The sequence below is a fragment of the Ralstonia sp. AU12-08 genome (assembly GCF_000442475.1).
Lineage (GTDB): Bacteria > Pseudomonadota > Gammaproteobacteria > Burkholderiales > Burkholderiaceae > Ralstonia > Ralstonia insidiosa.
The window spans coordinates 270937-288871 of sequence record NZ_ASZV01000046.1 but is presented as its reverse complement, the minus strand read 5'-3'; the positions used below and the strand labels follow the sequence as shown (position 1 = coordinate 288871).

Below are 17935 nucleotides of genomic sequence, written 5' to 3'. Positions count from 1 at the left end.
GCGGCGCGGCGGCCAGGGGATCAGAACACTTGGGGTGCGTGCGTAGTCCGCGCGCGTGGCGTTGAACACGGCCACCAGCATCCGCAACACAACGAGAGCAGCAGCGCGCGGCGACAGGCTCACACCCGCTCCAGCAGGAACTGCGACACACCGATCCGGCCCTCATCAAATCCCGCTTCGCAATACGCAAAGTACAAGCGCCAGATACGGATAAAGGCGTCATCAAACCCGAGCGCGCGCACCGCATCGAGCTGGGCTTCAAAGCGCTGGCTCCAGCGGCGCAAGGTCTCTGCGTAATCGCTGCCGAAATCCAGACGATCGAGCACGCGCATACCGTGTTGTTCTGCCAACTGGATAAAGCGTTCGCGGCTCGGCAGCATGCCGCCCGGAAAAATGAACTGCTGGATGAAGTCGGTGCCGGCGCGGTAGCGTTCGAACTGCGCTTCGTCGATGGTGATGCTCTGCACGAGTGCGCGGCCGCCATGGCGCAGGCAGCGCGCCAGCGTCTGAAAGTAAGTTGGCCAGTAGGCCTCGCCCACAGCCTCGAACATCTCGATGGAGACAACGGCGTCGTAGGCGCTATCGATGTCACGGTAGTCGCGCAATTCAACGCGGGCGCGTGGTTCATCCGCCAACCGCTGTGCGGTGTAGCCACGCTGGGCTTCCGATAGCGTGATGCCATGCACATGCGCGCCGCGTTCGCAGGCCATTTCCATCAGGCCGCCCCAGCCACAGCCGATCTCCAGCACATCCACGCCGGGCCCCAGCCGGAGCTGGTCGCACACGCGCTGGTACTTGGCCGTTTGCGCATCGGCCAGCGTCTGGTGCGGGTGGCCGTTGAACCAGCCGGCCGAGTACGTCATTCCCTCGTCCAGCCACAGCCGGTAGAAGTCGTTGCCCAGGTCGTAATGCAAGTGGATATTGCGGCGACTGCCTTTGCGGGTGTTCCGGCGCAGCAGATGGCGCACACGCAACCAGGTCCGCGCAAGGGCATGCCCGAAGATGGCCTGCTCCAGCGTGGCGGCGTTGACAATGGCCAACCGCAGCAGGTTGGTCAGATTGCTCGTGTCGATCCATCCGTCCCGATAGGCCTCGGCAAAGCCCACGTCGCCGCTGCGCAGGATACGGGCACAGGCACGCCAGTCGAGGATGCGCAGATCCGCATGCAACGGCGATGCCGCATCGCCAACCTGCACTTCGCCATCGGGCGTGGCGAGATGGAGAAAGCCGTGGCGCAGGCGCCCAGCCAGCGCCAACAGCAAGCGCCCAGCGGCGGGAACGTGGGGTGGCACCCAGGCAAGAGAATGCGTGGCTGTCATTGGGTGTTCTCCAGAGAAGAAGCCTCATGCGCAGCGCGGCCGAAAAACGGCACGCCCTTGAACCACAGCCGCAGCGCCTGCCAGTGAATGCGCCCGATCACCTGCAGCGCCAGCAACGGCTGGCGCAGGAGCGCACGGCGCAGATGCGAGGCATCGAACGGCTGCAGTCGCCCGCCGATGGCGGTGTGCAGCAGCAGGCCGTCGTGGTCGTGGTAGTCAATGCGCGCGAGTGCCGTGGTTGCCGTCTCAGCAAAGCGGAATTGATAGCCCCCTTCGACCCGACAGAACGGAGAGACATGCAGTTCCTTTCGGCAACGCAGCACCGTGTGCGCACCAATGGCACCGCCATCCGCCGCACACAGCAGGTAGCGGTGGTGCTGGCCAAACGTGTTGTTGACCTCGGCCAGCACCGCGCGCAGCTGGCCAGCCGCATCGTGGCAGTACCAGAACGACACGGGGTTAAACATCCAGCCCGCAATGCGCGGAAACGTCTGCAGCCAGACCTCGCCATCGGCGGCTAAGCCGGCATCACGCAGCACGCCGCGAATCCACACGAGCAGATCAGAGCCGTCGCGCGGACCGTAGTCACGCGTGCGCAGCGACAGCGGCCGCCAGCAGTTCACGCCAAACCACGTGCCCGTCAGCCGCTCCAGCGCCGACAGCTTCACGCGCACCGCAAACACTGGGTAGACGAAGCGATTGGCCACGGGCCGCAAGCGGCGGTGCATGACCTGGCCGACGAGGAGCTGTGCGTCTTCGCTCATGACGCCACCTGCGCCCAGGCGGGTGGGCAACCAAAATCGGCAGCCACGCGCAGGGCAGATTTCAAGCCGTCTTCATGAAAGCCATACCCCGTCCATGCACCGGCAAACCACGTGCGGCGTTGCCCTTGCAGCGCGGGCAGGCGGGCCTGCGCGTCGATGGCCGGCTGGTCGAACACCGGGTGCTCATACGCGAAGCGCTGGTACTCCAGTTCAGGTGCGGGCGGTGCTGGTGGGTTGAGCGTGACCACAACCGGAGTCGATACCGGCAGCGGCTGCAGTTGGTTGAGCAGATAGCTCACGCAGGGTGCGCCGCCGGCTGCCCCAGCTTGCGATGCGTCAATGTAGTTCCAGGCCGACCAGACCCGCCGCCGGCGCGGCAGCAGGCGGGTATCGCGGTGCAGAAAGGCGGTGTTGGGCTGATAGCGGAATGCCCCGAGCACGGCACGCTCGTCATCCGTTGCATCGTCGAGCATGCGCAACGTCTGGGGCGCATGCGTGGCCAGCACCACGGCATCGTAGCGCTCGCTGCCTGCATCAGTCAGCACATCAACATGGGTGGCCGCCCGGCGAATGCCGCGCACGGGTGTGGCAACACGGACATCGGCCAACCGGCTGGCGATGGCGTGCACGTAGCTGCGCGCGCCCCCTTTGACCGTGCGCCAGCGTGGCCGGTCGAAGATCTGCAGCAAGCCGTGGTTGAGGCAGAAGCGCAGAAATGTTTCGGCGGGAAACGAAAGGATGTCGCGGCTGGGGGTGGACCAGATGGCAGCCGCCATCGGGAGCAGATAGTGCGCGCAAAAGGGCTCGCCATAGCGGCCCGCGGCCAGCAACGCGCCAAGGCTGTGGCGGGCACGCCGTGCGGCCGCCAGGTTGGCGTGCGCCTGCCGGTTGAAGCGCAGGATGTCGCCCAGCATCGACAGAAACGGGGCAGACACCAAGTTGCGCGGCTGTGCAAACACCGTGCGCAGACTCGTGCCCGCCCACTCCAGCGCACCATTGCCCACCGATACGCTGAACGACATGTCACTCTCACAATGCGCCACGCCCAGCGCATCAAACAGGGCAATCAGGTTCGGATAGGTGCGCGCGTTGAATACCAGAAAGCCCGTGTCCACCCCAAACACGTGTCCGCTGTCTTCAATGTCGACGGTGTTGGTGTGCCCACCCAATCTGGGCGCCGCTTCAAACAGCGTGACGGCATGGCGCTGCGCAAGACAGTGCGCCGCAGCCAAGCCTGAGATGCCCGAGCCCACCACCGCAATGCGTTGGCCGGACGCCGGCACAACCGAAGGCCGTACGCCGTCAGCCGCCCCGGTATTGCCGGGTGGATCCAAGGACCATTCCATTGAAATTGTCTCCAAGTGCGGGCGATGCGCGCATCACCCCTACCGGTTCATGTGACGCTTACCGGCATATACGCGGCTAAGGCTCCGGTGGATGCAGCGTTTCAACGCGGATGGCGTATTCCATCGCGTCTTCGAGCATCAGGCGGGCACGGTTGGTGACTCGCCCAGGTGCCGGTGCAGTTGTTCATCCACCGGGGAGCGCACCGCGCAGGCATCACGGCGCATTCTTTGCCTGTGCCACGCGCGTCCCCTTGAATCACAGATTGCATCCAATGAAATGACAGAGCGCCAATCGGGTCAACAGAATGAACAGGAAAACACGGGGCAACCCCACTCATGAATCGCAATTGAGTTGAGTTGAGCTCACTTTTACGTGTCAAACGGAAGCGCAGCGCGTAGCCGACCGTGACCCAACGCGGCTGGGTGGATTGCACGCACGGCAACGCGTTCCGGGCGCTTGCGGCACATTGGCAGGCGGTGCACGTTGAAACAGGCGTGTCTTACAGTTATGCGGCCAACTCGATCTCAACAGTACGCCGCATTGCCGGAGGGGAAGCCGTGCAATCCCAAGCGACGCTTATCCCCCTGCCCACTCCCGCCGAATCAGCTCCAGCCCTTCGCGATAGCTCGTTACCTTGAACTCCGGGAACCGACGCTTGAACCGGGTGGAATCAAACAGGTTGTCCTGCTCGTACCGCGGCAGCAGTTCGCGAATCTCCCGCACCGGCTTGGAGAAGAGGCCGGCAGCAGTCATGGCCCATTTGCCAATGACCGTGTAGGACGTCTCCCGGCCAAACACGTCGCTGGCCATGGCGACGAACTGCCTGTACGTCAGCCGGTCATCATCGCAGGGCAGATGCCAGGTCTGCCCGAACGCGTCGGGCGTGTTGCCCAGTGCGGCCAGCGCGCGGCTTGCGTCGGGGGTCCAGATGAGCGTGCGCCGGGTGTCGTCGCGCACCGGCACGCGGGGCTTCTTGCCGGTCTCCAGGTTTTCGATGATGAGCGCGTTGGTGAAGCTCTGCGTCCTACCCGGGCCATAGAACTCGGGGGCCCGGCCGATGAGCACGGGAATCTCTCCGCGCGCCATCTCGTCCAGCACCATGGACGCCATCGCCGCCCGCACCCGACCCTTGCGCCCCACCGGCGCGAACGGCGTGGCCTCCGTCTGCAGCCGGGCATCCTGCGGATACATGTAGGTGTTGTCGAAATAGGCGAACTTGGCGCCCGCTGCCCGACTGGCATCCAGCGCGTTCTTCAACATGACGGGAAACTGCGTTTCCCACAGGTGCGTGTCCGGCGGCAAGCCAGCGGTGAAATAGACAACGCTGCTTCCCTTCACGGCCTCGGTCGTCTGCTCTGCATCGAGGAGGTTGGCCGACACCAGGCTGTCGGTGTCATTCACCTTGCGCGGCGTGCGGCTCACGAGCCGTAGTTCGCTTGTGTAGTTGCGGTGCAACTCCCGCGCCAGTTCCATGGCGATCTGACCGTTCGCTCCCAATATCGTCTGCATTTCTTCCGCCTTTGAGAAGTGGCTTCTCGTGGTTGTTGGCAGGAGACTAACGTTGAAGGCAACTTAAAGGTCAAGCCCGTCGCTGTACCGAATTCAAACGCCTTGACCTTCAAGTTGAGTTCAATCTTAGAGTGTGTTCGCTGGTCAACCCACAGAGGAAAGGTCAACGCACATGGATACGCGGTTTACACAGGTCGAATTCGGGCCGCACACGGTCGACGTGCTGAAAGGCGGCTATTACGACCGCTATCGGATGAACCCGAATCTGGATGAGGTGGCGCTGGCCCCTGCCGCAGGCAATATCGATTTCTTCCGCCGGATTCCCAAACGCCTGGCCGCCTCGCGCGTTGGCCCAACCTGGGCGCCCAACTTCTACTACCGCTCCAGCAGCATTCAACTGCTGTTTCTGGCGCCGCTCTCGCGGTTGCGAGCGACGCTGCCTGAGCCGCTCGAACCATTGCGGGCATTCCCTGGCTATGGGCTCGTTGCGCTGACCTTCTTCTCCTATGCGGTGTGCGACAACGATCCGTACGACGAAGTGTCCGTTGCCGTGGTGATCCGCCGGCCCGGTGCGCGCGGGTCGCATGCGCTGGAGCTGTTCGATTCCATGCGCCGTCGCAGCTACGTCGCGCATGTGCTGGCCCTGCCCGTCACCACGGAAATTGCGCGGGTGCGCGGCGTGCATGGCTACCAATTGCCCAAGTGGCGCGCCGACATCAACATGCATATTGGGGATGCCGTGCAAGCCAGCATTGCTGCGCCCGGCGGCAAACCAGACCTGACCCTGCATGCGCCACTTCCGGCCTTGCACGACGTCGTGCCGCAGTCCCGCATGGGGACAGCGACCATGATCAACCAGGTCGATGGCGTATGGCATCAGAGCACGGTGCAAAGCAACACGCTGTCGTTCGCCCAACGCCTGTTTCCGCGCGGCATCAAGCTGGTGCGCAACGGTGGCCCACTGAGCCAGTTGCTGGACGGGCTCGGTGCATCTACCGTTCTTCGGTTGGACGTTGTCAAAGATGCGCAATTGGTTTTGAATCTGCCGACGCCGCTGCCGGCTTTTGATCATTCCGCACTGTGAGGACAACGGCGTTCATGCAGGCCCGCTCATCCGCCCAAGAAAGGAAGACCCCATGACCGCCCCGGACCATGACCTCGTCGTGTTTGGCGCCACCAGTTTTGTCGGCCAGATCCTGACCCGCTACCTGGCCGAGCAGTTCTCGGGCCAGGCGGAAACCCTGCGCTGGGCCATTGCAGGCCGGTCTGAAGCGAAGCTCAACGAACTCAAGCGCTCGCTGGGCGCAGCGGGTACCGCTCTGCCCATCATCGTGGCGGATGCGGCCAACGAAGCCCAGTTGCGCACGCTGTGCGCACAGACCCGGGTGGTGGTGTCCACGGTGGGCCCTTACGCGCTCTATGGCGAGCCACTCGTCAAGGTCTGCGCGGAAAGCGGCACCGACTACTGCGACCTCACTGGCGAGACCCAGTGGATCCAACGGATGATCGAGAAGTACGAGGCGACCGCGCAACGGTCAGGCGCACGCATCGTCCACTGCTGCGGCTTCGACTCGGTACCGTCGGACATGGGTGTCTACTTCCTGCAGCAACAGGCGATGCAGCAATGGGCCGCACCGGCCACCCACGTGAAGATGCGCGTCAAGACGCTCAAGGGCGGCGCATCGGGCGGCACCGTGGCCAGCCTGATCAACGTGGTGCAGGAGGCCGCCGCCGACCCCGCCTTGCGCAAGGCGCTGGCCAACCCGTATGCCCTCTGCCCCAACGGACATGGCTTCACGGCACGCCAGCACTCCACGAGGGGCGCGACATTCGATACCGATTTCGATGCGTGGATCGCCCCCTTTGTCATGGCGGCCATCAACGAGCGCGTGGTGCACCGCTCCAATGCGTTGTCCGGCAACGCCTATGGCAACCAGTTCACGTATGACGAAGCGGTAATCACCGGCAGCGGCCTGCAAGGCCGCCTGAGAGCCGTGACGATGGTCGCAGGCCTGGGGGCGTTCATGGTGGGCATCGTCATCAAGCCCACGCGACGCCTGATGGAGCGCTTCCTGCTGCCCAAACCCGGCGAGGGCCCCAGCCCCGCGGCCCAGTTGGCGGGCCGCTACGACATCCGCTTCTTCGCACGCACCGACGACGGCAAGACCTTGCGCGTGAAAGTGACGGGGGATCGCGATCCGGGCTACGGCTCCACCGGCAAGATGCTGGGCCAGGCCGCTGCCAGCCTCGCGCTGGACCATGTCAAGGACGGCATCAAGACCGGGCGCCCCGGCGGCTTCTGGACGCCGGCCACGATGTTCGATGACCGCTTCATCGCACGCCTGACCCGCTACGCAGGCTTGCGCTTCGAGCGCCTATGAGCGGCGCAGTAGAAGCGATGTAGAAGATAGAAGAAACAACACTGGAAGGCGGGCGACGCAGCAGAGCATCACCCGCTTCCAGTGGGTGGCGCAAGCGCTTAGTGGCTCGAAGCGCCGGCTGCACCAAGGCCCGTTTCCGAACGCACTTGCTGTGCCGCGAAGGAGGCCTTTTCAGCCTTGGCACGCGCGCTGGTATCCAGCACCGAGAACAGCCACACGCCCACAAAGCCGATCGTCATCGAGAACAACGCCGGCGAGGTGTATGGGAACCACGCCGAGCCCTTCGGATACCCCAGCGTGGCTTCCCACACCGACGGCGACACGATCGTCAGCCCCACCGACGAGATCAGCCCCAGGAACCCGCCGATGACCGCGCCACGCGTCGTGCAGCCCTTCCACAGCATCGACAGGAACAGCACCGGGAAGTTGGCCGACGCCGCCACCGCAAACGCCAGCGAGACCATGAAGGCGATGTTCTGCTTCTCGAAGGCGATGCCCAGCAGCACGGCGATCACGCCCAGCACCAGCGTGGTGATGCGCGACACCTTCAGTTCATCGGCGCTGTTGGCCTTGCCATGCTTGAAGACCGTGGCGTACAGATCGTGCGACACCGCCGACGCGCCGGACAGCGTGAGCCCTGCCACCACCGCCAGAATCGTGGCAAACGCCACCGCCGAAATGAAGCCGTAGAACACGTCACCGCCGACCGTCTTGGCGACCAGCACTGCAGCCATGTTGGCTGTGCCCGCGCCGCCCTTGATCACACCCTTGGCCACGTCGGACAACTCCGGGTTGGTCAGCACCAGCGTGATCGCACCAAAACCGATGATGAAGATCAGGACGTAGAAGTAGCCGATCCAGGTCGTGGCCCAGAACACCGACTTGCGCGCCTCCTTGGCATCCGGCACCGTGAAGAAACGCATCAGGATGTGCGGCAGCCCGGCCGTGCCGAACATCAGCGCCATACCGAACGAGATGGCCGAGATCGGGTCTTTGATAAAGCCGCCCGGCGACATCACCGACAGGCCGATCTTGGTGGCATCGTCCGGCGATTTGCCGGCATTTGCAGCAATGGCGGTCTTCACTTCAACGGCCTTGGCGAACAGCGCTTCCGGGCTGAAGCCGTACTGCGCCAGCACCATGATCGCCATGAACGTCACGCCGGCCAGCAGCAGGCACGCCTTGATGATCTGCACCCACGTCGTCGCCGTCATGCCGCCAAACAGTACGTAGACCATCATCAGCGCGCCGACGATGACCACGGCCACCCAGTAGTCGAGCCCGAACAGCAGCTTGATGAGTTGCCCCGCGCCGACCATCTGTGCGATCAGGTAGAAGGCCACGACCACCAGCGTGCCGACCGCGGCAAAGCTGCGGATCGGCCCTTGCTCAAAACGGTAGCCCGCCACATCGGCAAAGGTGAATTTGCCAAGGTTGCGCAGCCGCTCGGCCATCAGGAACGTGATGATGGGCCAGCCGACCAGAAACCCGATCGAATAGATCAGGCCGTCGTAACCGGAGGTCATGACGGCAGCAGAAATCCCCAGGAAGGACGCGGCCGACATGTAGTCGCCCGAGATCGCCAGGCCATTCTGGAAACCGGTGATGCCGCCGCCGGCATTGTAGAAATCCGCCGCAGAGCGCGTGCGCGAGGCCGCCCACTTGGTGATCCACAGCGTGCCGGCCACGAACAGCGCAAACAGCACGATGGCCGTGGTGTTGGTTGCCTGCTTGGCGGTCTCGCCAACATCGCCGCCCGCCGCGATGGCGACACCGCAGGCGCCGGCGGCCAGAAGCGCCACCAGCATCATGGAAAGTGTCTTCTTCATTTGGCGACATCCTGCAGGATGTCCTGCGTCAGTTGATCGTATTCGTTGTTTGCGCGGCGCACGTACAGGCCGGTGATGACGACGGTGAAAACGATCACCGCCATGCCGACGGGAACGCCGACACTCATCACACCCGCGCTCATCGGCTTGGCGAGAAACGGCTTATTGAATGCGATCAGTGCGATGTAGCCGTAGTACACGACCAGCATTGCCACTGTCAGAAAGAGGCCGAGCGCATTGCGTCGGCGCTTGAGCTGCGCGTACTTCGGATGCGCCGCGATTTTTGCTACCAAACCATCCTGCATCACCTGTCTCCTGAATTGCTCTTGAATGAGTGCGGCGATTCTGGATAGCGAAACTGACTGAACTCTTACTCGGGCCCTCGTGAGCGGTGTGGCAGGCACTATGGTTTTCCCTAGCGCTGTCGGGCTTGTTGCCGCGGCACGCGCTGCGGCGGCGATGGATGAATGCGCTCGCAACTGTGGTCACGTCAAAGCCGCACCACTCTTCACGAAATCGCGAGGGGTGGATGGTGACCGCCCTGTGGAGAGGACAGCGTTGCGTGAACCAGACGTGGAGGGAGGAGCGGTGAGCGATCTAACCGCTGCCGCAGGATCGGCGAGGTAACCGCGTGCGCGAGCCTGACGAAGACGCGCAAGCCGCCACGTGTCACATGGCCAGCACAGATCAAACCGATGGTCTGCGCCGCCTCAGATCAACTCACCGGTCTGAAGCGGCGCCCCGCGTTTTCGTTAGTTCTTGATGGATTGCTTTGCAGCCTGCTCAATAAGCTTCGCCACTTCGGCCGGATGCGAGATGTAGGCAACGTGGCTGGCGTTCTTGATCTCGATCGTCTTGCTGCCTGCACGTGAGGTCATGAAGCGCTCCAGGTCAGGATTGATCGCACGGTCTGCGGTGGCCACGAGGGCCCAGCTCGGCTTCGTCCTCCAGGCTGCCTGCTTGATCGGCACGCCAAACGACTGCGCAGCTGGTGTCACCTGCGAGATCGCCATGAACTTGGCTTCAGCGGCGGGCACGTCGGCGGCAAAGTCTGCATGGAAGGCCGCCGGGTCAAAGTACAGGAAGCCATCGGGGGTCGGCTTGATGGCCTGGGTGGCGGGCGGCATCTTCTTGGTCAGGTCGAGCGGGCTTTCGCCAGTGTCGGGCTGGAACGCGGCCACATAGACCAGACCTGCGACCTTCTCGTGGTTGCCAGCCTCCGTGATGACGGCGCCACCGTAGCTATGGCCGACCAGGATGCTGGGGCCGTCCTGCGCCTCAACCACGCGGGTGGTGGCCTTCACGTCTTCATCGAACGACGTCTCGGGTTGCTGCACGACGGAGACCTGGTAGCCATCGCGCATGAGAATCTTGGCCACGGCCTGCCAGCCCGAGCCATCGGCAAAGTAGCCGTGCACCAGCACGATGTTCTTGACGGGCGCGGCCGCCGCGGCGTTCGCGCTAAACGCCACTGCTGAGAAGGCGACTGCGGCGGCGCGGATGGCGTATGAAAGGGCTTTCATGGTGACACTCCTTGGGGCTGTGGAAAAAGGCACATCGTCTGAAGGCGAAGCGGGAGAACGAACGGCGGATCAGGGAAGAACAGCCGCGCATCAACGCATCGCCGGATATCCGTCTTGCGCACCACTTGTTCTACCTATGAACAGCTGTGCGCATAGCGGATGTGACCTGAATCCTAGGAATGCCACCAAAATTACGCAAATACATAGCACCGATATCGACTATCTTAATTTCAGATAGTGGTGGCGAGCCTGTTCAGCCCCCCACGTCGCGCCTATCGCGCCAACGCCTTATGCACCAGCAAACTCGATGACCGGTTCGCAACGGAAGGGGAAATTGGAAATTGACAGCGTTCGCCCGGTAGCACAGCGCATGCGCTTTGGGATGCAGTTCGTTAGCCAGCGCACGCTCGATGACCATCGCGCATCTCAATGCAGCCAGAGCCATCGTGGTGCAGCGCGTCGAAAACGACTGCGGAGGGAGACCGTGCGCGGCCTGATCCGCAGATCAGCGTTGTGGGCGTTCAGTGGAGTCTGCGGATGCCTGCCCGATCGCCTGCGCGGCAGACAGAGCAGCCCCGTCTGGCTCGGACGGGCGCTTTGCATGGCCGATGCGCTGCGCGTGATAGATACCGGCGTGGCCTGAGAAGAGGTAACTCACCACGCAGGCAATGCCGGCAAACGTGCCGACCTCGGGGCCGAAGAGCTCCATCGCCATCAGGGTCGATGCAATGGGCGTATTGGCTGCGCCCGCAAACACCGCAACAAACCCCAGCCCCGCCAACAGCGGGAATGGCAGCGGCAACACATAGCCAAGCGCATTGCCCAGCGTCGCGCCGATGTAGAACAGCGGCGTCACCTCCCCACCCTTGAAGCCGGAAGCCAGCGTCACGATGGTGAAGGCAGCCTTGCCGGCAAAGTCGTATGCCGGCAGCGGCGTGTGGAATGCATCAACGATGACGGAAATGCCCAGCCCGAGGTACCTGTCTGTCCCCAACGCCATTGCTCCCGCCACGACGACGCAGCCGCCCAGCACAGGGCGCAGCGGCCCGAACGGAATGTGGTGCTTCAGCAAGCGGCCGAGCTTGTGCGTAAGCGCGGCAAACGTCTTGCCCGCCAAACCGAAGACGATGCCGGCAAGCACCACCAGGCCAATCGCGACCGGCGTGAGATGCGGAACAAACGGAATCGCATACGGCGTGTGATGCACCCCCAGCAGTGGCGGCACCAGATCACCAACGATGACCGCAATCAAGCACGGCAGGATCGCGTCATACCGCAAACGCCCGATGGCGAGCACCTCCAAGCCAAACACGGCACCGGCCAGCGGCGTGCCAAACACGGAAGCAAACCCAGCACTGATGCCGGACATGAGCAAGATGCGACGGTCGCCAGGGTCAAGCTTGAACAAGCGCGTCAGATAGTCCGCAAAACTGCCACCCATCTGGACTGCCGTCCCCTCACGCCCGGCCGAGCCACCAAAGAGGTGGGTGACAACGGTACCGAGCAGGATCAGCGGCGCCATGCGCTTGGGCACCACGCGCTTTGGGTCGTGAATCTCGTCGATCAGCAGGTTGTTGCCGCCCTCCACCGAACGGCCCGTGTAGTGATACAGCAAGCCGACGGCAAGGCCGGCCACGGGCAACAACCAAAGCAGCCACGGGTGCGCGATGCGCGTATCGGTCGCCCAGTCCAGCGCCAGCAGCAGCACCGCAGAGCCCAGCCCGGCAAGCATGCCAACGAGCGACCCCAGCGAGAGCCAGCGCAACAGATACGCCAGCATAAGCAGCGGCTCGGAACGTGTGATCTTTGTCTTCATGATGGCCAGATTTGAAGAACGCAAACCTGGACGACAGGATGTCGTATGGACGTGTGCCTACAACTTCCCTGTCCAGGAACTTGTAGGCATCATCAGCTGGCAGTTGCTGCCGGCGGTTAAGGGAGGAATGCCATCTCCACAAGATCGCGAATTGTGCCTGAAATCAGCAACGCCGTGGGCATGCGCGTGACGCCCATCACGGCACAGCCCGTGTCACTCGGCCTGCCCGGAGCGCGCAAAGATGTCCCAGCTCGCCATGAACAGCGCGGCGACGAGCGGCCCGATCACAAAGCCGTTGATGCCGAACAGCGCCATCCCGCCCAGCGTTGAGATCAGCACGACCCAGTCGGGCATCTTCGTGTCCTTGCCGACGAGGATCGGGCGCAGCAGGTTGTCGACAAGCCCGATCACGCCCACGCAGAACACCACGAGGATCGCGCATTTCCCCAGCTCGCCCGTCGCCAGGAAGTACAGCGCGGCCGGCACCCAAACAATGCTCGCGCCAATCGCGGGCAGCAGGGAAAGAAATGCCATCAGTGCGCCCCACAGCACGACGCCCTCAATCCCCACGACCCAGAAGATGAAGCCGCCGAGTGCGCCCTGCACCAATGCCACCGCAATGTTGCCCTTCACGGTGGCACGCACGACAGTGGTGAACTTCGCCAGCAGCAGGTTCTTGTGCTCCTCATCGAGCGGCAGCGCGCGACGCACGCGACGGCCGATCTCGGCACCGTCACGCAGCAGGAAGAACACCATGTAAAGCATCACGCCAAAGCTGACGACGAACTGGAACGTGTTCTGACCGATGCTGAGCGCCTGGGTGGCGGCAAACTGGCTGATCTGCGCGGCACCGTCGCTAAGCTTGCGCTGGAGCGCAGGCAAGTTGGCCAGACCGTACTTGGCAAGCAACTGCTGGATCGACGTCGGCAGTACATGGATGGCGTCCTGGAAGTACTGCGAATAATTGGGCTGCGCGTTCTTGATTTCCTGATAGACGTAGGCCACTTCCTGCACGAGCGTGATCGCCACGAACAAGAGCGGCAGGATCACGATCAGGATGATGAGGGTGAGTGTGACAAGCGCGGCCAGATTGCGTCGCTTGTTAAACCGGGCGACCAGCCAGCGCTGCACGGGCTGGAACAGAATCGCCAGGATGCCCCCCCAGAACACCGCCCCAAAGAATGGCGAGAGTATCCAGCAAAGCCCGATGGTGACGATAAACAGCAGAAAGTAGAAAAAATACCGGCGGTCGTTTCCGCTATCCATGGTGCGCCTTCGCGTGCAGGTGAAGTCTGAAGGCCCCGGGCAAGGCCAGAGCCACGTGAGTTGAACCGGAGTATGCCCGCGACGGTGCTGTTGTCATAGCGGTTGCGCACGCCACCACCAGCGCAAACAAAGGTGCGGTTACACGGGCATCGGGTTGCGCAATCCGGAGACCATCAGCGCAACCAGGCGTTTCGCGCCGGCTTCCCAATCCGTGTCGACGCCGAACGTTGCAACACCGGCGATTGCGCATAGCAGTTCAAGCGGCTCGATCGGATGATGGATCTCGCCCGCCTCTCTTGCACGCTGCATCAGCAAGTTCAGTGCCTCGACGATCGCGTCGGCAGACAGGGTGCATACATCGCTCTCGCCGCCGGCCATGCAGTTGAGCACGTCGGCATGAATCTGCTTGTTGGCCAGATAGCCGATAAACAGGAGCAGCCAGGCCTGAATGGCGTCCAATGGCGCGCGCTCGGCGGACAGCTGCTGCGCAGCCTCCACGAGGCGATTGCCTTCATCCCGGTAGATCTCGTCGATCAGCGCCTCGCGCGTCGGAAAGTGCCGGTACAGCGTGCCGATCCCCAGGCCCGCCTCGCGCGCAATCTCTTCAAGGCTGGCGGAAACCCCCTTCTGCGCAAACGCCACCTTGGCCACGTCCAGCAGGCGTTGGCGGTTGCGTTCGGCATCGGCTCGGGGTTTTCGGTTTGTGATCTTCTCGGCCACTGAATCGGGTCTCACTTGACAAACGGAGGAAGCCTCCGCATATTAAACGGAGGCCGCCTCATGTTATGTCCTCCCATCCGGCGGCGCAAGGCATCATGCCAGCGGAGGACGCATCAGCCGGGGCTCGATGCCCTTGCCTGATCCGCTAGTCCCCTCGCTGTTGGAGTTCTCTCTCATGTCCGCTTCGCCCTCACCGTCTGCCGCCCCGAGTACACCGGCCGTCTCCGGCACGGATCGCGCTTTCCACAACGCAGCCCGCCGACCCAAGACCGGTTTCTGGGCAGGGCTGCGCTTGCTGTGGGCCTTTATCAACAAGCCGGCAGGTACGGTGCCGGACCAGCCGGTGCCAACCCAGGCGTTGACGCGTGACGCACTGCTGGCGGCGCCCGATCGTTCGCTGTTCCGCCTCGGCCACTCGACCGTGCTGCTCAAATTGCGTGGAGTCTTCTGGCTGACCGATCCGGTGTTTGCGGAGCGCGCCTCGCCGGTACAGTGGCTTGGTCCCAAGCGGTTCCATGCGCCGCCCATCGCGCTGGCAGACCTGCCGGAGATCGAGGCGGTCATCCTCTCGCATGACCACTACGACCATCTGGACCGCGCGACCGTCCTTACGCTGGCGCCCAAGGTGAAGCACTTCCTCACGCCATTGGGCGTGGGCGATCGGCTGATCGATTGGGGCATCGCCGCCCACAAGGTACGGCAACTCAACTGGTGGGAATCGACCACGGTAGGCGGCCTGCAATTCACCGCCACGCCCGCACAACACTTTTCGGGCCGCACACCGTTTGACAGCAACCGCACGCTGTGGGCGTCGTGGGTCATGATCGATGACGACCTGCGGCTCTTCTTCAGCGGCGACACCGGCTACTTCCCCGGCTTCAAGACCATCGGCGAACGCTTCGGGCCATTCGACCTGACCCTGATGGAAACCGGTGCCTACGACCCGCGCTGGGCCTACGTGCACATGCTGCCGGAGCAGACCGTTCAGGCGCATCTGGATTTGCGCGGGCGCCGGCTCGTGCCGATCCACAACGGCACGTTTGATCTGGCGTTCCATGCCTGGCAGGAACCGTTCGAACGCATTGCCGCGGCGGCGCGTGCTCACTCGGTGGAGGTGCTGACGCCAACCATCGGTGCGCGGCTCGACATGGTGCAGCCGGGTCCGACGCCCGCTTGGTGGCGCGCCCGGCCCGAAGCATCGCCGCTGGCTACCGAGCCTTCCACGGCAACCTGAGCTGCCCGCCACGCTACAAGTTCACCGGTCAATCATCGGCAGAACTTGCTCCCGCACCATCGCCATGATGTGCGATCGCTGTCGGCAGGTCGCCCATGACCTCCCGTTGTCGTAGGTCAAGTCGCGCACGAACCTGCTCGCGCGAAATCACGGGCAACGGGTTCACCGACAGCGCCAGTACTGCTGCCACGGCAGAAGTCTGTGACGCCAAGACCCCAACGTTCCGCTCCAGGCACGCCATCGGGAATCCGCCGCACACGCTAAAGGATCCGCAAGAATCCTTTTTCATTTGTTTGCAGTCTGGGGGCCGCACGCGCGTTCAATGGCGGCGTAAAGATGCCCTCCGTCCTGCCGTTAGGCTGGATGAGCATCGCGCACATCCGCTGCGCCGCCACCTTCGCCGATTTGTCCGCCAGGCCCGCCACGACGCCACTGCTCCCGCTCATGTCCTCAGAAACGTCGATGGACAGGCGCTTCGGCGCCAGTGTCGCCATCGTCCTCATCCCGGTGCTCTCGCTGTCATGCTGGCTGCTCGGCTATGCATGGCTTGCCTATGGCCGGGCAGATGACGCCGCGCGCAGCTTCCAGGCGCTGCGCGCCGTGCTGTTGACGATGGAGAGGGTCTCGGCCGAGCGCGGCCCCACCAACGGTGTGTTGGGCGAAGACCTGCCGCTGCCGGCCGAACGTACCGCCGCCCTGCAACGCATGCGCGCCGCCAGCGATGAACACCTCGCCACGCTACTCGCCACGCTGCAACCCGATCGCTGCCCCGGCTGCATTGCCGACGCCGATGCCGTGCGCCAGGCGCAGGCTGACCTGGCCAGCGCACGCCGGAACGTCGACAACCTCGTCGCCCTGCCCCTGCCGTCGCGCACCAACGGCGCGCTGGCGGATGCGGTGGACCGCATGATCGGGGTGATTCCCGAATTCATGCCGATCGTCAACGCGCGCACGGCCAACATCACGCGCGGCGACCCCGATGCGCTCAACTGCCTGACACTGGCCCGGCTGGCCGCCGACCTGCGCGAATATGCCGGCCAGCTCGGTTCGCGCTTCACCAGCGCGCTGGCCATGCGCCGCAAGCTCACGCTGGATGAACAGCTCGCCATTGCACGCACGCATGGCCGCATCGACCAGTTGCGCGCCATGATCGAAACGCGCATCGTGCGCGGACCCGCGCTGGGCCAGCACGCCATGGACACACTGAATGCACAGTACTTTGGCGATGGCTTGCGCTATGTCGAAGCCGTGCGCGCCGCCACCAGCCAACCCGGCGGCGCGGATATCACCACCGGCCAGTTCGCCGAGCGCTATGTGCCGACCATGCGCGCCATCACCGATTTTCGCGACAACGTGTTGCGCCTGGCCGAAGACGATATTCGCGAGCACCGGCGCGCCATGCTCTGGGTGCTGCTGGGCTCGGCGGCGGCGGTGCTGTCGGTGCTGGGGGCGCTGGCGTGGATGATCGTCTCGTTCCGCCGTGACGTGGTGCGCCCGTTCGTCAACGCCACGCGCCTGATCGATGCCATCGCAAGCGGCAACCTGAGCCTGCATATCCCGACCAGCTTCACGCGGCGCGAGATCCGCGCGATGTTCGAGGCGATCCGCGTGCTGCGCATCAACAGCATCGAGCGGCGCCGGCTTGAACTGGAGCGCGCGCACCTGATGCAGGAACTCGCGCGCATGGCCGAGACCGACCCGCTCACCCAACTGCTCAACCGCCGCGCCTTTGAAGATCAGTCGATTGCGATGTGCAGGGCGCCCACACCCAAGGCACCGCTCATCGCGCTGGTGATGTTTGACGTCGACCACTTCAAGCGCATCAACGATACCTACGGCCACGCAATCGGTGACGAGGCACTGCGCACCGTCGCGCGCCTGTGCCGCACCGATGGCCGTGCGGCCGACCTGGTGGCACGCATTGGCGGCGAGGAATTCGCGGTGATGGTGTGGGCGGAAAGCCCGGAGCAAGCACGCAGCGTGGCCGAGCGCCTACGCAAGCGCATTGCCGAGGTGACCGTACCAACCGGCACCGACGTACCCTGCCGCATGACGGCCAGCTTTGGCGTGGCCGTGGCGCAGGCGGTGGACCACCCTTCGCTCGAATCGCTGCTCAAGCGCGCTGACCGCCTGCTGTACGAGGCCAAGCTGGCCGGGCGCAACCGTGTGATGACCGATCCGCCGTCGCCTGTACACGACCTGTCGGCGGCGGCCGAGTAAGACGTAT

Annotated in this window: 14 protein-coding genes and 1 riboswitch; of the genes, 4 read left to right on the top strand and 10 right to left on the bottom strand. The window is 63.8% G+C overall.

The window, feature by feature from the left end; translation table 11 throughout:
• Nucleotides 1–119: 119 nt before the first annotated feature.
• The 4 genes from C404_RS51635 to C404_RS51620 all read right to left on the bottom strand — a co-directional run bounded on the left by C404_RS51635 (nucleotide 120) and on the right by C404_RS51620 (nucleotide 4939).
• Nucleotides 120–1319, bottom strand: coding sequence for an SAM-dependent methyltransferase (locus C404_RS51635; RefSeq protein WP_021196680.1), 1200 nt, complete (start codon nucleotides 1317–1319; stop codon nucleotides 120–122).
• The gene (locus C404_RS51630) at nucleotides 1316–2083 is read right to left on the bottom strand and encodes a DUF1365 domain-containing protein (protein ID WP_031329903.1); all 768 of its coding nucleotides are present in this window, start codon (nucleotides 2081–2083) and stop codon (nucleotides 1316–1318) included. Before C404_RS51630 ends, C404_RS51635 begins: the two co-directional genes overlap by 4 nt.
• Nucleotides 2080–3429, bottom strand: coding sequence for an NAD(P)/FAD-dependent oxidoreductase (locus tag C404_RS51625; protein ID WP_021196678.1), 1350 nt, complete (start codon nucleotides 3427–3429; stop codon nucleotides 2080–2082). The genes C404_RS51630 and C404_RS51625 overlap by 4 nt, the downstream gene beginning before the upstream one ends.
• Nucleotides 3430–4006: 577 nt before the next feature.
• The gene (locus tag C404_RS51620) at nucleotides 4007–4939 is read right to left on the bottom strand and encodes an SDR family oxidoreductase (protein WP_021196677.1); all 933 of its coding nucleotides are present in this window, start codon (nucleotides 4937–4939) and stop codon (nucleotides 4007–4009) included.
• A gap of 172 nt (nucleotides 4940–5111) precedes the next feature.
• Here C404_RS51620 and C404_RS51615 point away from each other — a divergent pair, with 172 nt between their 5' ends.
• Nucleotides 5112–6023 (top strand): acetoacetate decarboxylase, encoded by a 912-nt coding sequence (locus tag C404_RS51615; RefSeq protein ID WP_021196676.1) that lies wholly within the window; start codon nucleotides 5112–5114, stop codon nucleotides 6021–6023.
• A gap of 52 nt (nucleotides 6024–6075) precedes the next feature.
• Complete coding sequence (locus tag C404_RS51610) at nucleotides 6076–7320, top strand: saccharopine dehydrogenase family protein (protein WP_021196675.1); 1245 nt, start codon at nucleotides 6076–6078, stop codon at nucleotides 7318–7320.
• A 98-nt stretch (nucleotides 7321–7418) separates the two neighbouring features.
• Here the strand turns inward: C404_RS51610 and C404_RS51605 are convergent, their stop codons facing one another.
• The 6 genes from C404_RS51605 to C404_RS51580 form a co-directional block, all read right to left on the bottom strand.
• A complete protein-coding gene (locus tag C404_RS51605) occupies nucleotides 7419–9149 on the bottom strand; it encodes a cation acetate symporter (protein ID WP_021196674.1) in 1731 nt (576 codons plus the stop codon).
• The gene (locus C404_RS51600; RefSeq protein WP_021196673.1) at nucleotides 9146–9454 is read right to left on the bottom strand and encodes a DUF485 domain-containing protein; all 309 of its coding nucleotides are present in this window, start codon (nucleotides 9452–9454) and stop codon (nucleotides 9146–9148) included. The genes C404_RS51605 and C404_RS51600 overlap by 4 nt, the downstream gene beginning before the upstream one ends.
• Nucleotides 9455–9901: 447 nt before the next feature.
• A complete protein-coding gene (locus tag C404_RS51595; RefSeq protein ID WP_021196672.1) occupies nucleotides 9902–10672 on the bottom strand; it encodes an alpha/beta hydrolase in 771 nt (256 codons plus the stop codon).
• A 505-nt stretch (nucleotides 10673–11177) separates the two neighbouring features.
• Entirely contained in the window at nucleotides 11178–12488 is a 1311-nt protein-coding gene (locus tag C404_RS51590) for a voltage-gated chloride channel family protein (protein ID WP_021196671.1), read from the bottom strand.
• Nucleotides 12489–12564: 76 nt separating this feature from the next.
• A riboswitch (Fluoride riboswitch) is annotated at nucleotides 12565–12635 on the bottom strand.
• A 66-nt stretch (nucleotides 12636–12701) separates the two neighbouring features.
• Nucleotides 12702–13754 carry an AI-2E family transporter gene (locus tag C404_RS51585; protein WP_021196670.1) on the bottom strand — a complete coding sequence of 351 codons (1053 nt, stop codon included), beginning with the start codon at nucleotides 13752–13754 and terminating at the stop codon, nucleotides 12702–12704.
• Nucleotides 13755–13892: 138 nt separating this feature from the next.
• The gene (locus C404_RS51580) at nucleotides 13893–14405 is read right to left on the bottom strand and encodes a TetR/AcrR family transcriptional regulator (RefSeq protein WP_235180666.1); all 513 of its coding nucleotides are present in this window, start codon (nucleotides 14403–14405) and stop codon (nucleotides 13893–13895) included.
• Between the two features lie 196 nt (nucleotides 14406–14601).
• Between C404_RS51580 and C404_RS51575 the strand changes: the two genes are divergently transcribed.
• Nucleotides 14602–15708 carry an MBL fold metallo-hydrolase gene (locus C404_RS51575; protein WP_080981204.1) on the top strand — a complete coding sequence of 369 codons (1107 nt, stop codon included), beginning with the start codon at nucleotides 14602–14604 and terminating at the stop codon, nucleotides 15706–15708.
• 462 nt (nucleotides 15709–16170) lie between these two features.
• The gene (locus C404_RS51570) at nucleotides 16171–17928 is read left to right on the top strand and encodes a GGDEF domain-containing protein (protein WP_031329900.1); all 1758 of its coding nucleotides are present in this window, start codon (nucleotides 16171–16173) and stop codon (nucleotides 17926–17928) included.
• Nucleotides 17929–17935 lie beyond the last annotated feature (7 nt).